The sequence below is a fragment of the Bradyrhizobium oropedii genome, assembly GCF_020889685.1.
Classification (GTDB): Bacteria; Pseudomonadota; Alphaproteobacteria; order Rhizobiales; family Xanthobacteraceae; genus Bradyrhizobium; species Bradyrhizobium oropedii.
The window spans coordinates 27,901-45,126 of record NZ_JACMYO010000056.1 but is presented as its reverse complement, the minus strand read 5'-3'; the positions used below and the strand labels follow the sequence as shown (position 1 = coordinate 45,126).

Below are 17,226 nucleotides of genomic sequence, written 5' to 3'. Positions count from 1 at the left end.
CACAGGCCTACATCCCGCCGCCACCGCCCGCATCAGCAGCGCCGCTACCGGCCCCGGTTGCGGTCTCCCCGCAATCGGCCGTGGCACCGCGGCCCGTGCAACCGCAGCAACAGTCCAGTGTAGTCGACGCGGATGATGGCGGCCCGGTGGTTCGGCCGCCGATGCCGCTGCGCTGAAGGCTGACTGACGGCTGAAAAAATGCGGCCGATCGCGATGACGCAATCGGCCGCATTGCACTTCGGTATTCGAATTACGCGCTCTGTCCCGGCGGCAGCACCACCACGGTCGCGCCCGGCTTGACGTGCTGGTAGAGATCGATGACGTCGGCATTGTTCATGCGGATGCAGCCCGACGAGATCGCCTGCCCGATATATTCGGGCTGGTTGGTGCCGTGGATGCGATACAGCGTGTCCTTGTTGCCCTGGTAGAGGTAGATGCCCCGGGCGCCGAGCGGGTTGGCGGGTCCACCGGCGACGCGCGCCGGATACGGCCCGAGCCGCTCCTGAATATCCTTGGTCGGAACCCAATCGGGCCATTCGGCCAGGCGACCGACAGTGGCAACACCGGAAAATGCCATCGCCTCCTCGCCGACGGCGACGCCGTAGCGGATCGCCTTGCCGCCGGGCAGCACGTAATAGAGATAGCGCGCGTCGGTATCGACCAGGATCGAGCCCGGCTGCTCCTTCCGCGTGTAATCGACAATGTGGCGCTGGAACTGATCGGGGATCTTGGCGTCCGCATAGGGCGGATGCGCCAGCAATTGCCGATCGCGCGGCGTCATCGCGGCATCCGACACCGGCGACAGCGTCGCCTGCATACAGCCGCCAAGCGCAAGCGAACCCACCAGCACCGCAGCAAGCCCCAACTTCGACACGATCATTCTCCCCTGCGTCAACTTTTGGCACTTGCTGCCGAAATCGTGCTGAAATCGTGGCAGCCCCGGCTGGAACACGGCCGTTTGATCGGTTCCTCCGGCAAGTGTGTCCTGACGGTTGCAGTCGGTTCCCGCGGACGCTAGCCTTGCGACAAAATGTCTAAAACCTCGGGAGGAATTCGATGCGTTACGCTTTGCTGATCGGCGGCCTGATTGTGGCGGCAACACCGGCCCACGCCGATCCGCGCGCGGCCTATGTCACGATGGTGCTGCAGGCCTTTGCGGCCAAGGTCGAGTGCCCCGGCACCGATCTCGTCTATCAGGATCTTGTGCAGCGGGCGCAGGACATGCACCTGCCCGACGGCACCACCGAGCAGGTGCGCAAGGCGATCGCCTTCATGCACACCGGCGGCAAGATGGGCGAGAAGCAGCCCGACGACCTGATGACCGAAGTCGCGATCGCAACCCAGTCCACCGACCTCGACCAGCGCCGCGCCGGCAGCATGACGACCTGGTGCCAGGACCAGAAGTCGCGGCTTGCGGGCTACATCAGGACGAAGGAATAGAAAGCGTTTTCGAGCGAAGTGGGCACCGGTTCGCGTGAAGAAAACGCGTCAAACAAGAATCCTCAATCAAGCTCCGGCGGCGCGAACCAGTTGGTCAGCGACAGGCCGCCGTCGACCACGATCGATGCGCCGGTGACGTAGCCGGAGAGCTTGTGCGACAGCACGGCGAGCGCCATCGGCGCGAGATCGTCCGCCTGGCCAAGCCGGCCAAGCGGGATGTGCCTTGCAAGCGCAGGATCGGCGACGAAGCCGCCGGCCGCAATCGCGCCCGGCACCAGCGCATTGACGCGGATGCCATAGCGGCCCCAGCTCTTGGCCAGCTCCTTCACCAGCATCGCCATGCCGGCCTTCGCCGACGAGTAATGCGGCAGGTTGCGCGGCGTGCCGGCATGCAGCGAGGTGAGCAGCAGGAACGAGCCCGGCGTCTTCGCCGCGATCAGCTTGCGCGCCAGTTCGCGCGACAGATGAAAGCCGGCATCGAGATTGACCGCGTGCATCTGCCGCCAGGTTTCGTCGTCGACCGCCATCGCATGATCGGCCTCGCGGCGCGGCGGCGAGGCGCTATGGACGAAGTGCGTCACCTGCCCGAGTGAAGCTTGCGCATGTGCCAGCAGGGCATCGCACGCCACGCGCTGTGCGAGATCGCCGATCCAAGGCACTGCGAGTTCGGGACGCGGAGCGGCCTTGATCGCGGCGACGACCTTGTCTTCATGCAGATCGGCGAACACCGTGCGCACGCCGTCGCCGACCAGCGCCTGCGCGATGGCGCGGCCGATGCCGTTGCCGGCGCCGGTCACCAAAGCCGCTTCCCGAACGGGATCGAAGGGCGATGTGAAAAGGCTCATGATCCCGCAACTCCCGGACTTTCAGACCTGCGCTCAGTATGGTGGCGGCTTGCGCGCCCGCTGTGCCTTGGCGGCTTCGATCCACCAGGTGAAGTCGTCGGCAAAGCGAGGAAAGGCGCGCTCCAGCGATTTACCGCCCTCGCCGATCGGCTTGCCGTCGGCCGACAAGGTCTGCGCGATCGGCCCCGCGCTGATCGTGCTCGACACCACCACCATGCCCATCTCCGACAACGTGCCGTGCCAGGCGGTCGCGGCACGCGCACCGGCGAACCGCCCCGCCGAATAGCTTGCGATCGCCGCCGGACGCCAGAACCATTCCTCGAGGAAATGATCGGTCAGGTTCTTGAGCCCGGGCTGCATGCCCCAATTGTACTCGCCGGTGACGAACAGGAAGCCGTCGGCGTCGCGGATTTTTCCAGCGAGCGTTTCGAGCACGGCCGGCGCCTGCCCCTTGGGATGTTCCTTGTACATCCGGTCGAGCATCGGCAGGCCGACCTCCTTGGCATCGATCAGCTCGACATCGTCGCCGCGGGCGCGAAGGCCGTCGACGACGAAGTGCGCCAGCCGGATGCCCATGCGATCCGAACGATAGGAGCCGTAGAGAACGAGAATGCGGTGGGTCATGATGGCGCGATCCTACCACAGCGCTGCGACAGCCGTCCTGCGGCTGGCGCGCAGATGTTAACGGCATATCCGGCGCGTTTTCCCGACATTAAGCAATTCGTCGCAGGTCCCTCGCCGCGGCCAAAAATTGCCAGATTTGTTTTCTGGATATGCGTTCGCTTCGAGAAGGAGAACCCGACATGCGAATCGCAAAGCTGGTTTTCGCAGGCTCGCTCGCGGCCATCGCCGCCGTTGCCACGCCGGCGCTGGCGAAGAGTGCCGAGCGGCAGAAAGCCGACGAGAAAGCCGCCACCACAACCAATTCGACCGGCTGCCAGGCCTACCAACAGGCCGCCGACGGCACTTGGAACCAGCTTCCCTGCGGCGAAGCGGGCTCCAACGGCGCGACCCAGCACCGCGCCGCGACCAAGGGCGCTGACGACGACGAGCACTGACTGTCGCGCCGTGCCGCTGCGCGCGGCCGGGCGCTGCGGCGCCTTCGACTTTCGAATGATCGAGACGGTCGGGACCGCCGCGGCTCCCGGATCATAAACCCAAGCTTAATGCGCACCCGGTACGGTTGAGGCCTCTCCTCCCGTCAAGAATGGCGCGCATCCCATGAAAATCGGTACTCTCCTGACGGCCGCGATCGTCTCGTTATCAGCGGTCGGCGGCGGACTGGCGGCCTATGTCGCTGTCACCAAGTACCAGACCATGGACAAGATCTCGACCGCGCAGAGCCGGCTCGAAATCGTCCGCGCCGTTGGCGATATCCCGCGTTACATGAACCCCGAGCGTGGCTACGCCACCAACCTTTTGCTTGGGGGGGCCACGATCGATCCGAAGCAGATTGCCGAACTCGACCGTCAGCGCCAGCTGACCGACGGTGCGCTTGCCAAGGTCAACCAGGTGCGCGCCACCCTGCCGGGATCGCTCGACGATGGCGAGGCCGTCGCGCGCGAGATCGACGCGCTGAAGGTGAAGTTTACCGGACTGCGCGACGCCATCGCGACTGCGATCGCAGGGCCAGCCGATGCCCGCCGCGCGGCCGCCGGCAAGATCGTCGCCGACAATTCCGTGTTCAATGCCGGCGTCACCACGCTGCTCGACGAGCAGGTGCGCCGCCTTGCCGGCCTCGACGGCAATGCCTATCGCCAGGCCAACTACGCCAACGTCGCCTGGACCTTGCGCGACATCGGCGGCCTGAATGCCAGCCTGCACAAGGCGCTGGTCGGCGCCAGGCGTGTCGCGACCGAGCCGGAGAAACTGGAGCTCTATCGCTCGACCGGCCGCACCGAGCAGATCCTCTCGACCTTGCAGGAGCTGCGCAACAATCCCGCGACGCCTGCCAACGTCATGACGGCGCTCGGCAAGATGCAGGCCGATTATGTCGAGCGGTTCGGCAAGGCGCTGAAGCTTGCCAAGGAAGGCGCAGTGACCGGCAAGTACGAGCTGGATCTCGACGCCTATTACCCAGAATCGCAAATCGGCCTCGCCGCCATCATCACCGTCCGCGACGCGTTCTACGAGAATGCCGAGCAAGGTCTTACCGCCGCCTATTCATCGGCACGCGTCAGCTTCGTGGTGGCACTGACCGGGCTGCTCGCGGTCATTGCCGTCAGCGCCGCCCTGATCGTCATGGTCCGCCGCCGCATCCTCAACCCGATCGCCGCCCTCACCGGCCGGATGTCGCGTCTCGCCGCGGGTGACGTCGCCGAGGCGATCCCGGGCGCCGCGCGCAACGACGAGATCGGCGCGATGGCTGCCGCCGTGCAGGTGTTCAAGGACAACAAGATCGACGCCGATCACCTCGCGACCGAGAAGGAAGCCGAGAACGACGTCAAGATGCGCCGCGCCCGCGTGCTCGACGATCTGACACGCGCATTCGAGGCCAAAGTCACGGAGCTGGTCGGCGGGTTGTCCGCGGCGTCTTCGGTGATGGAGAACACGGCGCAATCGATGTCGGCCACCGCCGCAGCAACCAACCGGCAGGCCGCGGTCGTCGCGGCGGCATCCGATCAGACTTCGACCAACGTGCAGACGGTCGCGAGCGCGACCGAAGAACTGACCTCCTCGATCTCGGAGATCGCCCGCCAGGTCGCGACCTCGACCGAGATCGCCGCGCGCGCGGTCGATCATGCCCGGCGCACCGGCGACACCGCCCGCTCGCTGGCCGAGGGCGCTCAGAAGATCGGCGACGTCGTGACGTTGATCCAGAGCATCGCCGCGCAGACCAATTTGCTCGCGCTCAACGCCACCATCGAGGCAGCCCGCGCCGGCGAGGCCGGCCGCGGCTTTGCCGTCGTCGCCTCAGAAGTGAAGTCGCTGGCCGGCCAGACCGCGAAGGCAACCACGGAGATTTCCGAGCAGATCACCGCGATCCAGACCGCCAGCGACGAGACCGTGACCGCCATCCGCAGCGTCGTCGACGTCATCACCGAGATCGACCAGATCGGCACCGCGATTGCCGCCGCAATCGAGGAACAGGGCTCGGCGACCAAGGAAATCTCGCGCAGCGTTCAGGAAGCCGCGCGCGGCACGCAGGAAGTCAATTCCAACATCTCCGGCGTGCAGCGCGCCGCCGACGACACCGGCGCGGCGGCAACCCAGGTGCTGGGCGCGGCCGAGCAGCTCTCGACGCAGTCCAAGGACCTCGCCGGCCAGGTCAACCGCTTCCTGTCAGACGTGCGGGCGGCATAATCGACGGCACGCCGCTGTCAAAGGGGGCAGATATTTGCTCCCCGTCATTGCGAGCGCGGCGAAGCAATCCATCGCACCGCAAGTGGCAGCATGGATTGCTTCGTCGCTTTCGCTCCTCGCAATGACGAGGTTTGGCAGCCCTCTAGCCGCCACGCAGACCAAGTACGCGGCGGGCGATCGCCTGGCGATGGACCTCGCTCGGGCCTTCGTACACCCGCATCAGGCGGGCCTTCTGCCAGAGCGCGTTCAGCGGCAATTCCAGCGTCACGCCGAGTGCGCCGAGCGTCTGCATGGCATGGTCGCAGGCGTCATAGGCCATCTCGGTCGCGAACACCTTGATCATCGAGGCCTCGTGGCGGATGTCCTCGCCGCGGTCGGTCTTGTCGGCGGCCTCGCGCACCATCAGCCGGCACGCATGCATGCGGGTGGAGATATCAGCAATCCACCACTGGATCGCCTGGCGCTCGGCGAGCTTGACGCCGAACGTCTCGCGCTGCTTGGCGTGCTCGCACATCATGTCGAGCGCGCGCTTGGTGATGCCGACGCAGGTCGATCCCATCTCGAGCCGACGCGTGCGCAGGCGAAGCTGCATCGGCGCGTAGCCCTTGCCGACCTCGCCGAGCACCGAATCCTTCGGGATGCGGCAGTCCTCGAACACGATCTCATAGGTCGAGCCGCCGCCGACCATCGGGATCTCGCGTTCGATGATGAAGCCCGCCGTGCCCTTCTCGACGATGAAGGAGGTGATGCCGCCCTGGCGCTGATCGTTGCCGACCCGCGCCATCACGATGATGAAGTCGGCAGCGCGCGCATTGCTGATCCAGATCTTGCGGCCGTTCAATACCCACTCTTCGCCTTCGAGCACCGCACGCGTCTTCATCCCTGCGGGATCGCCGCCGGCGCCGGGCTCGGAGATCGCGATCGCCGATGTCATCCGGCCCTCGATATAGGGCTGCAGATATTTCTTCTTCTGCGCGTCGGTGCCGACCGCCTGCAGCATGCGCAGGTTCGGCGAGTCCGGCGGCAGCACGAACGGCACACAGCTGCGGCCGAGCTCTTCGTGCACCGCAGCCATCGTCCGCGTCGGCAGGTCGTGGCCGCCGAGATCCTCGGGTGCATCGAGGCCCCAGAGGCCGAGTTCCTTCGAGACGTCGCGCAGCCGTTTGCGCTGTTCCGGCGTGAGCTCGGGATGATCGCTGCCGGGCAGTTTCGATTTCAGATATTGCGGCTCGAGCGGGATCAGTTCGCGATCGACGAATCTCGCGACGGTCTCGCGGATCATGGCTGTCTGTTCGTCATCGCTCATCTGGGATTCCTCGCCTGTGCTGTTGTGCTTCACAAATCCAGTAGCGCATTTTTTGTCGGCACAAATAGCGGAAACGCGCACCCACGCTCACTGTCGCGCGAGGGTTTCATGGTGCGGAATTCAATATCCCGCGGCGCGGTCAGCGACCGCGCAATTGCGCCAGATGCGCGGGCGCCTCGACCAAGTCATCACGCAGCACGAGGTTGTCGGCTGCAAGGGAGCGATCGACGATCGGCGCCTCGAGCGCCGTTCTAGTCTTGTTGAACAGCGTGTGATCCTCGCTGCCAGATACAGGCGTGCCTAGTCGGCAAAGCCGACGTAGCTGACGAAGTCGCTGTTGGCCTCGCGGTCCGACCGCACCGCGTTGGCGGCAAAGCTGTCGTCGGGATAGCCCATCGCGACGCAGGTCATGATCACCTGGTCTTCCGGGATATTGGCGACCTCGCGCACGATGTCGGAGCGCATGATGCCCTGGCCGTTGATGACGCTGCCAAGGCCGCGATCCCAGGCCGCCAGCACGATGCCGTAGCAGAGCGCGCCGAGATCGAAATGGCAGACCGCGCCGGGATCGAGGATGCGGTCGTAGGTCAGGACCAGCGAGACCGGGGCGTCGAACTGGCGGAAACCGCGCAGCACCCAGTCCTGCCGCATCGGCTTGTCGTCGCGGGCGATGCCCATGGCGCCGAACAGCTTCTTGGCGATGTCGACCTGGCGGCCGCGGTGCACGCCCTGGTACTCGCCGTGGCTGACGATGTCGCGCTTGGCTTTGGCGCCGGCGATCATCTCATCCATATTGCGGCGGCGCACTTCCTCCAGCGGCGCCCCGGTCAGGACGTGGACGTGCCAGGGCTGGGTGTTCATCGAGGACGGCGCGCGCTTGGCCACCTCGATGATCTCCTCGACGGTCGCCCGCGACACCGGCCGCTTCTTGAACCCGCGCACGCTTTTGCGTGTCTGTACCAGCGCCTCGAACTCCATTCCGCGTGTCCCCCATTTTGTTCCGCACTGCACGCGGAATTTTCTCACGACTATCCGGGCATTTTATAGACAAATTTGGCTGTGGGAACTTGATCGGGCCAAGAATCCGATATCCAATCCGGCCACTGGTTTGGTTTAGGGAGAACCCAGATGAAGCGGATTTTCTTGGCGGCCGTGATCGCGACCTTTGCCGCCGGTTCGGCATTTGCTCAGGACGCCTCCTGCGAGACAAAGGCCGTCGGCAAGGACGGCAAGCCGCTGGCCGGCGCGGCCAAGACCTCGTTCATGAAGAAATGCACGATGGATTCCTGCGAGACCAAGGCGGTCGGTTCCGACGGCAAGAAGCTCGCCGGCGCGGCCAAGAACTCGTTCATGAAGAAGTGCCAGAGCGGCGCCTGAGCCCCCTCGCCGGGCAAATCGCCCTCCTTGATCGGGACCAACCATCGGGTCGCGCCGGGCGCGGCCCGAACGGCTGTTGACGGGTGATGAACCCCGGTCGGTGGGCGCTCAGAACGAGACGCCGACCCGCACGCCCCTGCTCCAGACCCGCCGGCAGCGCTTCTTCGTATTGCCGTGGAACATTTCAAAACGTTCCGGCAGCTGGATGGGCTTGGAAAATTCCAGGCAGGCCCCGCCGGCGGAATAATCCACCAGCCGGCATTCGATCAGCGGCGCCTTCGGTTCAAGCTGGAGCTTGACCACACTGGACACGCATCCCGTCGGTCGAACACGCGCAAATCGCCGGGGATGCATCAGGCCGCCTCTGGTGGAATCGTACCAACAGGTTCCTCGGCCGGCGTTAAGATTCCGTTCAGACGAATTGTTACGATTCGTGTCTGCGCGATGACGGATCGGCGCGCGGGACGCTTGGGCGGCGCGAGGCCGCCAGCGTCTCCGACGGTGCTTCGCCGAACTGCGACCGGTAGCTCCGCGAGAAATCGCTCAGGTGCCAAAATCCATAGGCCAGCGCGCAGGCCTTGACGCTCGGCGCCCCGGCGAGCAGTTGCTGGCGTACCAGCCAGAGCCGGCGCAACTTCAGGTAGCGATGCAGGCTGACGCCCCGGTAGCGCAGAATAGCGTCGTGCAGCGTGCGCACGGACACGCCGATCTGCCTGGCGAGCTCGCCGCTGTAGATCGGATGGGCGACGTCGCCGGCCAGGATGGCGCGCGCGTCGTTGAAGACCTTGAACTGGCGCGTCGTGTTGGCCCGTGTCGCCCACTTGGCCGGCACGATCTCGGCGAACGCGTTGTCGATCACGGCGAGCAACGTCTCCTTGATCGACGCCCCGGTGGCAAACTCCGCAATCGTCACCTGCTCCGACGTGACGAGCAGAACCTGCCTGACCACTTCACGCAGCCGATCCTGCGCGCGTTGAGAAATCTCGTGGATGCTGAAATGCAGACCAGGGTTCGGCCAACCACGGTCGACCATCTCGGGCGTGAAGATCACCGAGGCATATTGGCGGGGTGTCTCCTCCACGGAGGTGTAGAACGCACCGCCGCCGCCAAGCACGATCACGGCCCGATCGCGCTCGACGCCGTTGAACCGCATCGGAACGCCATCGTCCATCGTGAAGCCGACCGCGGTGGCATGCGGCGCAAGCTGCGCGTCGACGATCCTCGGAAAGGACTGCGTGTAGTTGAGCTCGCATCCCGGCAAACTCAGGATGATCTGCTCGGCCGAAATCTTCCGCGCAAGCGGCGTGAAATCAACATCCAGATTTCGGATCGAACTCCGGAATGCATCAACATCGTCAAAACGAAAGACTCTCGGCACCAGCAATGGCGCCGTCAAATGACCGCTCCTATGAAATGATCTTGAAAATTTGCGCGCGGCGCGGCGTCCTGCGTGCCCGCATCATCGATAATGTCCATGCACCAAATGCGAATCGTCCAATAAATTCAATCGGGAAAAATGCAGTCCGTTGGACGGACCTAACAATCAGACAAAGTATCACTGCTGCCGAATTTCGATAGTGTTTACCGGAATATCCACCGGTGGTTCGGCTCTCCCCATCAAACTCTATACCCCTATTAAAGATTCGGGGAGCAGATTGACGTTGGGAACACTGATGTTCCTCGTCGCGGAACATTTTAGGTACCGCAATGACAGTCATTGCAACGCCCGATCTTTTTGCCGAACTCGACCATGTCTTGAAAGCCGGCTCCCCCGATCTCCGCACGCGCATGCTGCGGGAGGTGGCCAGCCTGTTTCTGGATGACGTTCACCGCCTCAGCGCGCATCACGTCGAGATGTTCGACGGCATCCTGGTTCGCCTGACCGACGGCGTCGAGCTGCGGACCCTGACCACGCTCAGCCGCTCGCTCGCCGACTTGCCTGTGGTGCCGCGGGAGCTCGCACGCCGCCTGGCCAACCATGATGACGCCGATGTCGCCGCGCCGATCCTGCGAAAGTGCGACTGCATTCCGGATGCCGACCTGATCGACATCGCCTGGATGCGGGCCGAGGGACACCTCTGCGCGATCGCCGGCCGCAAGGCGGTCAACGCGGAGCTCACGGACATTCTGCTGATGCGGGGCGACAGCAGCGTGCTTCGCGTTCTCGCGGGCAATCCCGGCGCCGCCATGACCAGCGCGGGTCTTGCGATGATGGTCGATGCCGCCGAGCGCGACGACGATATTGCGGACGGGTTGATCGCGCGCAGCGACCTGCCTCACCGTGTTGTCGCCGATCTCGTGATGCGATCCACGCCGCGCCAGCAGGTCCGGCTGCTCAAGCTCGCACGTCCCGAACTTCGGGACACGATCCGCGCCGCCATCGATGCCGGCACAGCCCGCGCCTCCGCAAACCCGCCAGCCACGATCGACTATGCAGAGGCGCGGGCCGCGGTGATTGCGAAACGCTCTCGGGCGGTGTGAGTCGTGTCATGACGTATGGTGACCGCAGGGCGGAGCGCGTCAAACTCGATACGCACCATCCCGTCAACCTCATGGGCGTCGACGGCACATGGCGGCGGAGCTGCATCCTGCTCGACGTCTCGCAGAGCGGCGCCCGGCTCGAGGTCGATGGAACACTCGACGTGCTGAAGGCGCAGGAGTTCTTCCTGGTGCTGTCCTCGCGCGGACTGGCCTTCCGCCGCTGCGAGCTGCTCCGTGTCGACGGCAGCGAGATCGGCGTCAGATTCATCGAAGAAAGAAAGCGCAAGGGACGCGCCGTCATTCCGAAATGAGAATTTACGGAGACCGGCCTGAAGGGGAAGTTGACGACATGACAACGCAAAGAGCGACAGATATCGAGGTGTCGACCACCTCCGCCGTGCCATTGCGCGGGACCATCGAAATCGACTGCGCCGGCACCGTCGCGACGTTCGCGATCGATGAGGAGCTCGCGCATCGCCTGTGCGCTGATCTCGAACGGTTTCTGACCCAGGTCCCGCGGCGCACCCGCACCGCGCGCGTCTGACAGCACCGAGCACCCGGCGGCCCGCGCCTACTCCCGCTTGAAGCGATAGTCGAAGCGATCGCCGTCCGGCTTGATCAGACCGACCGTCGGGGCGGGAAAATGGATCGGCAGGATCAGCGTGTCGGTCTCGGCAACCGAGGCAAAGAATTTTCGCCGCGATAGAGCCGACTGCTTCGGATCCCAATCCGGCTTGGCCGACCACTCCGGCTCGCGGCACTGGATCGCGTGGTGCATCAGATCGCCGGCGACCACCGCGCGCTGCCCCTTCGAGAAGATGTTGACGCAGCAATGGCAGGGCGAGTGGCCCGGCGTCGGCGTCAGCGTGACGGTGTCGTCGAGCGCATAGTCGTCGTCGACCAACAGCGCCTGCCCGGCCTCGACAATCGGCAGGCAGTTGTCGCGAAACACCGTGCCGGGCGGATTGGCGCCCTTGGCATTCTCGGTCTCCCAGGCCGCATACTCCCCCTTGTGGAAGACGTATTTCGCGTTCGGGAAGGTCGGCACCCAGCGCCCGTCACGCAGCGTGGTGTTCCAGCCGGTGTGGTCAATATGCAGATGGGTGCAGAACACGTAGTCGATCTGCTCGTAGGAGATGCCGAGCGCAAACAGTTCGTTGCGCCAGCGCTCTTTGCCCGGGAAGTCGAACGGCGGCGGGTGTCCCTTGTCCTCACCGGTGCAGGTGTCGACCAGGATGGTGTAGCGCGGCGTCCGCACCACGAAGGTCTGGTAGGTGATCACCATCATGCCGCGCGCGGCATCGAAGACTTCCGGCTCCATCGTCTTCAATGATGCTTGAACACATCATCGTTGTAGGTCGGGAAGAAATCCTACGGCCGCCGCCACGGCCCCTCGCGCTCGATCACCGCGTCGATCGTGATGTCGCCGATCCTGATCTGCTTCATGCCGTTTCACTCCCGCATTTCCGTGAAGCGTAGCGGGCGATGCTGAGGCGGACAAGCCGGAGACAGCGCGGCAGGCCATGCGCCGTTGCATTGCTTGCGCGCGTGGCCTGACGCAAACCGTAGTCTTTAAACAGCGTCCTTGGCGACCTTGAGAGGTGACGCCTTGACCGACTTGCTGGCCGGCTTCGCTGCAAATTCCATCGGCTCTTTCGTGAAAGGATTTACACCGCTGCGAGCTTCCGTGGCAGGCTTATGCACGACAGACATTTTCACAAAGCCAGGAATGACGAACTCACCGGATTCGTTCAGCTCCTTGTAGCCAACAGTCGCCATATGCTCGATGACGGTCCTCACGTCGTTCTTCGATATCTGCGTGCCCTCGGCAATCGAGTCGATCAATTGATTCTTCGTCATCTTGGCCATGCTGAAATCCTCTGAATTTGGGGGGGCGCGCGAGCTACGATGCAACTCTGTCCAGAATGTGGTAAAGCCACGCAGCGCGCTTCTTGTTCATGCCAACGGTCATGAAGTCACCGGGCTTAGAACCTATCGAGGCCTGAAACGCAAGCATGCGAATCGCGATACCTTCGATAGCGCAACAATCTGCAGTGTATATTTCTCGACCCGGTTAGCGCCTTGATTCCGGCCGCGGACTTGCTCAACAAGGCGATTGCCGTTGTCGACGAGTTCAAGAACCAGGCCGCGGCAGCAAACTGCGAACCACCATCGCCTTGCCCGCTCGCCGTGATAGATACCGCACCGCGCGAATTGCCCGATCGAGGACAATCATATGACTGAATCGAACCCAACCCTCCCCAAGCTTGCCGAAACCGTCATCGAGCCGACGGTCAAGCTGCGGGAGGTCAAGGTCGGACGTTGCTGCGAAGTCCTCGGCGACACCGCGATCGAATACACCGAGCTTGGCGATTACTCCTATCTCGGCAGCGGCTGCATGGTCGCCGACGCCGTGATCGGTCGCTTCTGCGCCATCGCCGCGCAGGTCCGGATCGGTGCGCCCAATCATCCGGTCGAGCGCCCGTCGCAGCATCGCTTCACCTACTGCCCGGAATATTACTCGGCCTCCGCCGAGCGCGATCACGGCTTCTTCAGCGATCGGCGCGCGGACCGCGTCGTGATCGGCAACGACGTCTGGATCGGCCATGGCGTGATCGTGCTGCCCGGCGTCACCGTCGGAGACGGCGCGGTGCTGGCAGCCGGCGCAGTGGTCTCGCGCGACGTCGCGCCCTACACGATCGTCGGCGGCGTGCCGGCCCGGCCGATCAGGGAGCGGTTCAGCCGCAAGATCGCAGCCGAGCTGTCGCAGATCGCCTGGTGGAATTGGCCGGCCGACACCATCTGGGAGCGCCTCCCGGAATTCCAGTCCGGCGACGTCGAAGCGTTTTGCGCGCGGTGGCGGGCTTGAGCTAGCTCCGCAGCCCCGGCGCTTCGTGGCCGGTGCGCGCGACATATTCGGTGTAGCCGCCGCCAAATTGGTGAATGCCTTCCGGCGTCAACTCCAGCACGCGGTTGGAGAGCGCGGCGAGGAAATGCCGGTCATGCGAGACGAACAGCATGGTGCCCTCGAACTCGGCGAGCGCGTTGATCAGCATTTCCTTGGTGGCGAGATCGAGATGGTTGGTCGGTTCGTCGAGCACCAGGAAGTTCGGCGGATCGAACAGCATCTTGGCCATCACCAGTCGCGCCTTCTCGCCGCCCGAGAGCACCCGGCATTTCTTCTCGACGTCGTCGCCCGAGAAGCCGAAGCAGCCGGCAAGCGCGCGCAGAGAGCCCTGCCCGGCCTGCGGAAATGCATCTTCCAGCGACTGGAATACGGTGCGCTCGCCGTCGAGCAGATCCATCGCGTGCTGGGCGAAATAGCCCATCTTGACGCTGCCGCCGACCGCGACCGCGCCGTCGTCGGGCTCGGTTGAACCGGCGACCAGTTTCAAGAGCGTCGACTTGCCGGCGCCGTTGATGCCCATCACGCACCAGCGCTCGCGGCGACGGATCATGAAGTCGAGCCCGTCATAGATCCGCTTGCTGCCATAGGCCTTGTGAACGTTCTTCAGGCTGACGACGTCCTCGCCGGAGCGCGGCGCCGGCTGGAATTCGAACGCCACCGTCTGGCGCCGCCGCGGCGGCTCGACCCGCTCGATCTTGTCGAGCTTCTTGACCCGGCTCTGCACCTGGGCAGCGTGCGAGGCGCGCGCCTTGAAACGCTCGATGAACTTGATCTCCTTGGCGAGCATCGCCTGCTGCCGCTCGAACTGCGCCTGCTGCTGCTTGTCAGAGAGCGCGCGCTGCTGTTCGTAGAACTCGTAATTGCCGGAATAGCTGGTGAGCTGGCCGCCGTCGATCTCGACCACCTTGTTGATGATGCGGTTGATGAACTCGCGGTCATGCGAGGTCATCAAGAGCGCGCCTTCGTAACCCTTCAGAAACTGCTCGAGCCAGATCAGGCTTTCGAGATCGAGATGGTTGCTCGGCTCGTCGAGCAGCATGACGTCGGGACGCATCAGCAGGATGCGGGCCAGCGCCACGCGCATCTTCCAGCCGCCCGAGAGCTTGCCGACGTCGCCGTCCATCATCTCCTGGCTGAAGCCGAGGCCCGCCAGCGCCTCGCGCGCGCGGCCGTCGAGGGCGTAACCGTCGAGCTCCTCGAACTGGTGCTGCACCTCGCCATAGCGCGCGATGATGTCGTCCATCTCATCGGCCTTGTCGGGATCGGCCATCGCGGCCTCGAGTTCCCGCAGCTCGGCCGCGACCACGCTGACAGGTCCCGCCCCGTCCATCACCTCGGCGACCGCGCTGCGGCCGGACATCTCGCCGACATCCTGGCTGAAATAGCCGATCGAGATGCCGCGATCGAGCGAGACCTGGCCCTCATCCGGGACTTCCCGGCCCGAGATCATCCGGAACAGGGTGGTCTTGCCGGCACCGTTCGGCCCGACAAGGCCGATCTTCTCGCCCTTCTGGAGCGCGGCGGAGGCTTCGATGAAGAGGATCTGGTGGCCGACTTGCTTGGAGACGTTATCGAGGCGGATCATGCTTTAATGCTGGGGAAATGAGGGTTTGCGGCCTCTTATTCGATCTGGGACGTAGGTGGAAGCCCATTCCGCGGGTTTCGCGCCGCGCTTCATGCATGCCACGATCGTTGCCGATGGAATATGACAGGAATCCTTCGGCGATCGGTTCTGGGGCATCACATGCAGGTCTGGTTTCTCTATCTTCTCGCGCTCGGCGCCGGCATCAGCGTAGCCACGCAGCAAGTCCTGAATGGCAATCTGCGATCCGCCCTCAACTCGCCGGCATGGGCCGGGCTGGTCAGCTATCTTGGCGGGCTCGTGACGATGGCGGTCGTGCTGGTCGCAACGCGGGAGCCGGTTCCGTCCTGGAAACTGGTGACGGCTGTGCCTTGGTGGGCCTGGAGCGGCGGCATCCTCGGCGGCGTCTTCATTTTGCTGATGATCCTGCTGCTGCCGTCGCTCGGCGCTGCCACTTTGCTGGCGCTGGTGGTCGCGGGTCAGATGGTCGCGGGGATCGCGATGGACCATTTCGGCATGTTCGGGCTGGCGCAGCACCCGGTGTCGGTGTCACGGCTGGCCGGCATCGCGCTCATCATCGGCGGCGTGCTTCTGATCAAGGATTGAGGCCATCGGCAAGCCGGTCGCCGCGATCGATTCCCTGAATGAGAAAGCTCCGCTGACTCCGGCGGCGTATGACGTTATGGCGCAGCCACCCGGGTAATCTCCGGGTGTGGACACCCGCCGATTCGTCGCTTAGCTGTAAGCACCCGTCCTCGTCGTGTTGCGTCCTGCGGGATCGCCCATCCCAGTTCATTTGCGTCAGAAAAGAATTGCGCATCCGCCATCGTCGAGAGGCCGCATCGCGGACTTCGGCATGGTCGGAGGCTGCGAGGAGCATCACATGACCCATCGTTTCCGTTTGGTCGCCGCACTGGCGTTGTTGCTCGGCAGTGGCGGTGCCGCTCTGGCCCAGTCGCTGCCCGACTACATGGCACCGATCTCGGGCAAGACCTCGTCGACGCCGGCCGATGTCGCGACCAAGGACGTGCTTGCACTCAACACCGGCATGTTCGAGCTCTACGGCGATGCGGCAAGGATCTTCCAGAAGAACGTCCTCGACAAGCATCCGGTGATCCTCGGCCTGTTCTCCGGCGCCGGCGGCCGCCTGATCCTGTACCGGCCCGGCAAGCCGCCGACCGAGGCGCCGCAGGTGCCGATCGTCTATCAGTTGCTCAAGTCGGTCGGCCACAGCACCATGGCGCTGGCCGAGGTGGTCGGCCCCTATGTCAACAATCCCGACGACAAATCATGGCGCGGGTCGATGCAGGCCTATCGCAGCCGGATGCAGTCGGCGCTCGACGGGCTCGATGCCACGCCGATGCAGGCGGACTGGCGCGACAACAACCGCGCCATTCTCAAGAACAACCTTGCCTTCATGGACGAATGCCTCACCGCCGGCGCCATCCCCTTCGCGACGCTCGAGGCGTTCGGCAAGAAGCAGGCGCCGCTGCTGGCCAAGAACGTCGCCTGGGCCGCGCAGACCCAGGTCGCGCACTGGATGACGGTGATGGCCGACTGGAAGACCCAGCTCGGCGCCGACTGGGACAAGACCTACGGCGCGAGCAACACGATCTATGTGGCGCGGCAGAACAACGTGATCTTCAGCGTGCTGGCCCAGTTCTTCGGGCCCGATGCCATCAACAGCCGCCTGATGCTGATCGAGACCATCTCCTTCACGACGACGCCGTCGGACATGCTGGAATCGCTGACCCGGATCATCGCCGACCGCTCGGTCGGCGCGCTGTTCTTCGGCAGCTACCATCTGATGGACTATGAGTTGATGGGGGGTGACGCGCGCGAGGCGATCATCGCCGAGACCAAGAAGCGCGGCATGACGACCTTCCTGCCGCCGCTGGTGCCGTTCGGTTCCAAGCAGTGGCCGACGCTGATCACGCCGGGCCCGGGACCGGCCACCATTGCCGACCTCAAGTGAGGCCAAAGC

The 17,226-nt window shown here is 64.4% G+C and carries 20 protein-coding genes and 1 pseudogene; 11 read left to right on the top strand and 10 right to left on the bottom strand.

The window, feature by feature from the left end:
• Nucleotides 1-250: 250 nt before the first annotated feature.
• The gene (locus H8A95_RS17830; RefSeq protein ID WP_229184291.1) at nt 251-880 is read right to left on the bottom strand and encodes a L,D-transpeptidase; all 630 of its coding nucleotides are present in this window, start codon (nt 878-880) and stop codon (nt 251-253) included.
• Between the two features lie 176 nt (nt 881-1,056).
• Between H8A95_RS17830 and H8A95_RS17825 the strand changes: the two genes are divergently transcribed.
• Nucleotides 1,057-1,440: a hypothetical protein gene (locus H8A95_RS17825; protein WP_229184290.1), complete on the top strand. Its 384-nt coding sequence runs from the start codon at nt 1,057-1,059 to the stop codon at nt 1,438-1,440.
• 62 nt (nt 1,441-1,502) lie between these two features.
• Here the strand turns inward: H8A95_RS17825 and H8A95_RS17820 are convergent, their stop codons facing one another.
• Both H8A95_RS17820 and H8A95_RS17815 read right to left on the bottom strand, forming a co-directional pair.
• Nucleotides 1,503-2,285: an SDR family NAD(P)-dependent oxidoreductase gene (locus H8A95_RS17820; protein WP_229184289.1), complete on the bottom strand. Its 783-nt coding sequence runs from the start codon at nt 2,283-2,285 to the stop codon at nt 1,503-1,505.
• Nucleotides 2,286-2,318: 33 nt separating this feature from the next.
• Nucleotides 2,319-2,909 carry an NADPH-dependent FMN reductase gene (locus tag H8A95_RS17815; protein ID WP_229184288.1) on the bottom strand — a complete coding sequence of 197 codons (591 nt, stop codon included), beginning with the start codon at nt 2,907-2,909 and terminating at the stop codon, nt 2,319-2,321.
• A gap of 179 nt (nt 2,910-3,088) precedes the next feature.
• Between H8A95_RS17815 and H8A95_RS17810 the strand changes: the two genes are divergently transcribed.
• Together H8A95_RS17810 and H8A95_RS17805 are read left to right on the top strand one after the other, a co-directional pair.
• Nucleotides 3,089-3,343 carry a hypothetical protein gene (locus H8A95_RS17810; protein WP_229184287.1) on the top strand — a complete coding sequence of 85 codons (255 nt, stop codon included), beginning with the start codon at nt 3,089-3,091 and terminating at the stop codon, nt 3,341-3,343.
• Nucleotides 3,344-3,506: 163 nt separating this feature from the next.
• Nucleotides 3,507-5,588, top strand: coding sequence for a methyl-accepting chemotaxis protein (locus H8A95_RS17805; protein WP_229184286.1), 2,082 nt, complete (start codon nt 3,507-3,509; stop codon nt 5,586-5,588).
• Between the two features lie 142 nt (nt 5,589-5,730).
• Here the strand turns inward: H8A95_RS17805 and H8A95_RS17800 are convergent, their stop codons facing one another.
• Nucleotides 5,731-6,894: an acyl-CoA dehydrogenase family protein gene (locus tag H8A95_RS17800; protein WP_163151067.1), complete on the bottom strand. Its 1,164-nt coding sequence runs from the start codon at nt 6,892-6,894 to the stop codon at nt 5,731-5,733.
• 300 nt (nt 6,895-7,194) lie between these two features.
• Complete coding sequence (locus H8A95_RS17795) at nt 7,195-7,872, bottom strand: nitroreductase (RefSeq protein ID WP_163151069.1); 678 nt, start codon at nt 7,870-7,872, stop codon at nt 7,195-7,197.
• 150 nt (nt 7,873-8,022) lie between these two features.
• Here H8A95_RS17795 and H8A95_RS17790 point away from each other — a divergent pair, with 150 nt between their 5' ends.
• Complete coding sequence (locus tag H8A95_RS17790; RefSeq protein WP_229184285.1) at nt 8,023-8,271, top strand: hypothetical protein; 249 nt, start codon at nt 8,023-8,025, stop codon at nt 8,269-8,271.
• A gap of 108 nt (nt 8,272-8,379) precedes the next feature.
• On the opposite strand, the gene H8A95_RS17785 is transcribed toward H8A95_RS17790, so the two are convergent.
• Nucleotides 8,380-8,625 carry a PilZ domain-containing protein gene (locus tag H8A95_RS17785; protein ID WP_163151073.1) on the bottom strand — a complete coding sequence of 82 codons (246 nt, stop codon included), beginning with the start codon at nt 8,623-8,625 and terminating at the stop codon, nt 8,380-8,382.
• 70 nt (nt 8,626-8,695) lie between these two features.
• Entirely contained in the window at nt 8,696-9,442 is a 747-nt protein-coding gene (locus H8A95_RS17780; RefSeq protein WP_338027870.1) for an AraC family transcriptional regulator, read from the bottom strand.
• Between the two features lie 21 nt (nt 9,443-9,463).
• On the opposite strand from H8A95_RS17780, the gene H8A95_RS17775 reads away from it, so the two are divergent.
• From H8A95_RS17775 to H8A95_RS17760, 4 genes are all read left to right on the top strand, one after another.
• Nucleotides 9,464-9,688 (top strand): hypothetical protein, encoded by a 225-nt coding sequence (locus tag H8A95_RS17775; RefSeq protein ID WP_229184298.1) that lies wholly within the window; start codon nt 9,464-9,466, stop codon nt 9,686-9,688.
• A gap of 290 nt (nt 9,689-9,978) precedes the next feature.
• Entirely contained in the window at nt 9,979-10,752 is a 774-nt protein-coding gene (locus H8A95_RS17770) for a DUF2336 domain-containing protein (RefSeq protein ID WP_229184284.1), read from the top strand.
• A gap of 8 nt (nt 10,753-10,760) precedes the next feature.
• Entirely contained in the window at nt 10,761-11,063 is a 303-nt protein-coding gene (locus H8A95_RS17765) for a PilZ domain-containing protein (RefSeq protein ID WP_229184283.1), read from the top strand.
• Between the two features lie 38 nt (nt 11,064-11,101).
• A complete protein-coding gene (locus H8A95_RS17760) occupies nt 11,102-11,296 on the top strand; it encodes a hypothetical protein (RefSeq protein ID WP_229184282.1) in 195 nt (64 codons plus the stop codon).
• A 27-nt stretch (nt 11,297-11,323) separates the two neighbouring features.
• Here H8A95_RS17760 and H8A95_RS17755 read toward each other — a convergent pair.
• Nucleotides 11,324-12,198 (bottom strand): annotated as a pseudogene (locus H8A95_RS17755) (MBL fold metallo-hydrolase).
• Between the two features lie 126 nt (nt 12,199-12,324).
• The gene (locus H8A95_RS17750) at nt 12,325-12,621 is read right to left on the bottom strand and encodes an HU family DNA-binding protein (protein WP_229184281.1); all 297 of its coding nucleotides are present in this window, start codon (nt 12,619-12,621) and stop codon (nt 12,325-12,327) included.
• A gap of 367 nt (nt 12,622-12,988) precedes the next feature.
• On the opposite strand from H8A95_RS17750, the gene H8A95_RS17745 reads away from it, so the two are divergent.
• Nucleotides 12,989-13,621 carry a DapH/DapD/GlmU-related protein gene (locus H8A95_RS17745; protein ID WP_229184280.1) on the top strand — a complete coding sequence of 211 codons (633 nt, stop codon included), beginning with the start codon at nt 12,989-12,991 and terminating at the stop codon, nt 13,619-13,621.
• A gap of 1 nt (nt 13,622) precedes the next feature.
• Here H8A95_RS17745 and H8A95_RS17740 read toward each other — a convergent pair whose 3' ends face one another.
• Entirely contained in the window at nt 13,623-15,245 is a 1,623-nt protein-coding gene (locus H8A95_RS17740) for an ABC-F family ATP-binding cassette domain-containing protein (RefSeq protein WP_229184279.1), read from the bottom strand.
• A gap of 159 nt (nt 15,246-15,404) precedes the next feature.
• Here H8A95_RS17740 and H8A95_RS17735 point away from each other — a divergent pair, with 159 nt between their 5' ends.
• Both H8A95_RS17735 and H8A95_RS17730 read left to right on the top strand, forming a co-directional pair.
• Nucleotides 15,405-15,848, top strand: coding sequence for a DMT family transporter (locus H8A95_RS17735; RefSeq protein WP_229184278.1), 444 nt, complete (start codon nt 15,405-15,407; stop codon nt 15,846-15,848).
• Between the two features lie 277 nt (nt 15,849-16,125).
• Nucleotides 16,126-17,217, top strand: coding sequence for a hypothetical protein (locus H8A95_RS17730; RefSeq protein ID WP_229184277.1), 1,092 nt, complete (start codon nt 16,126-16,128; stop codon nt 17,215-17,217).
• Nucleotides 17,218-17,226: the final 9 nt, after the last annotated feature.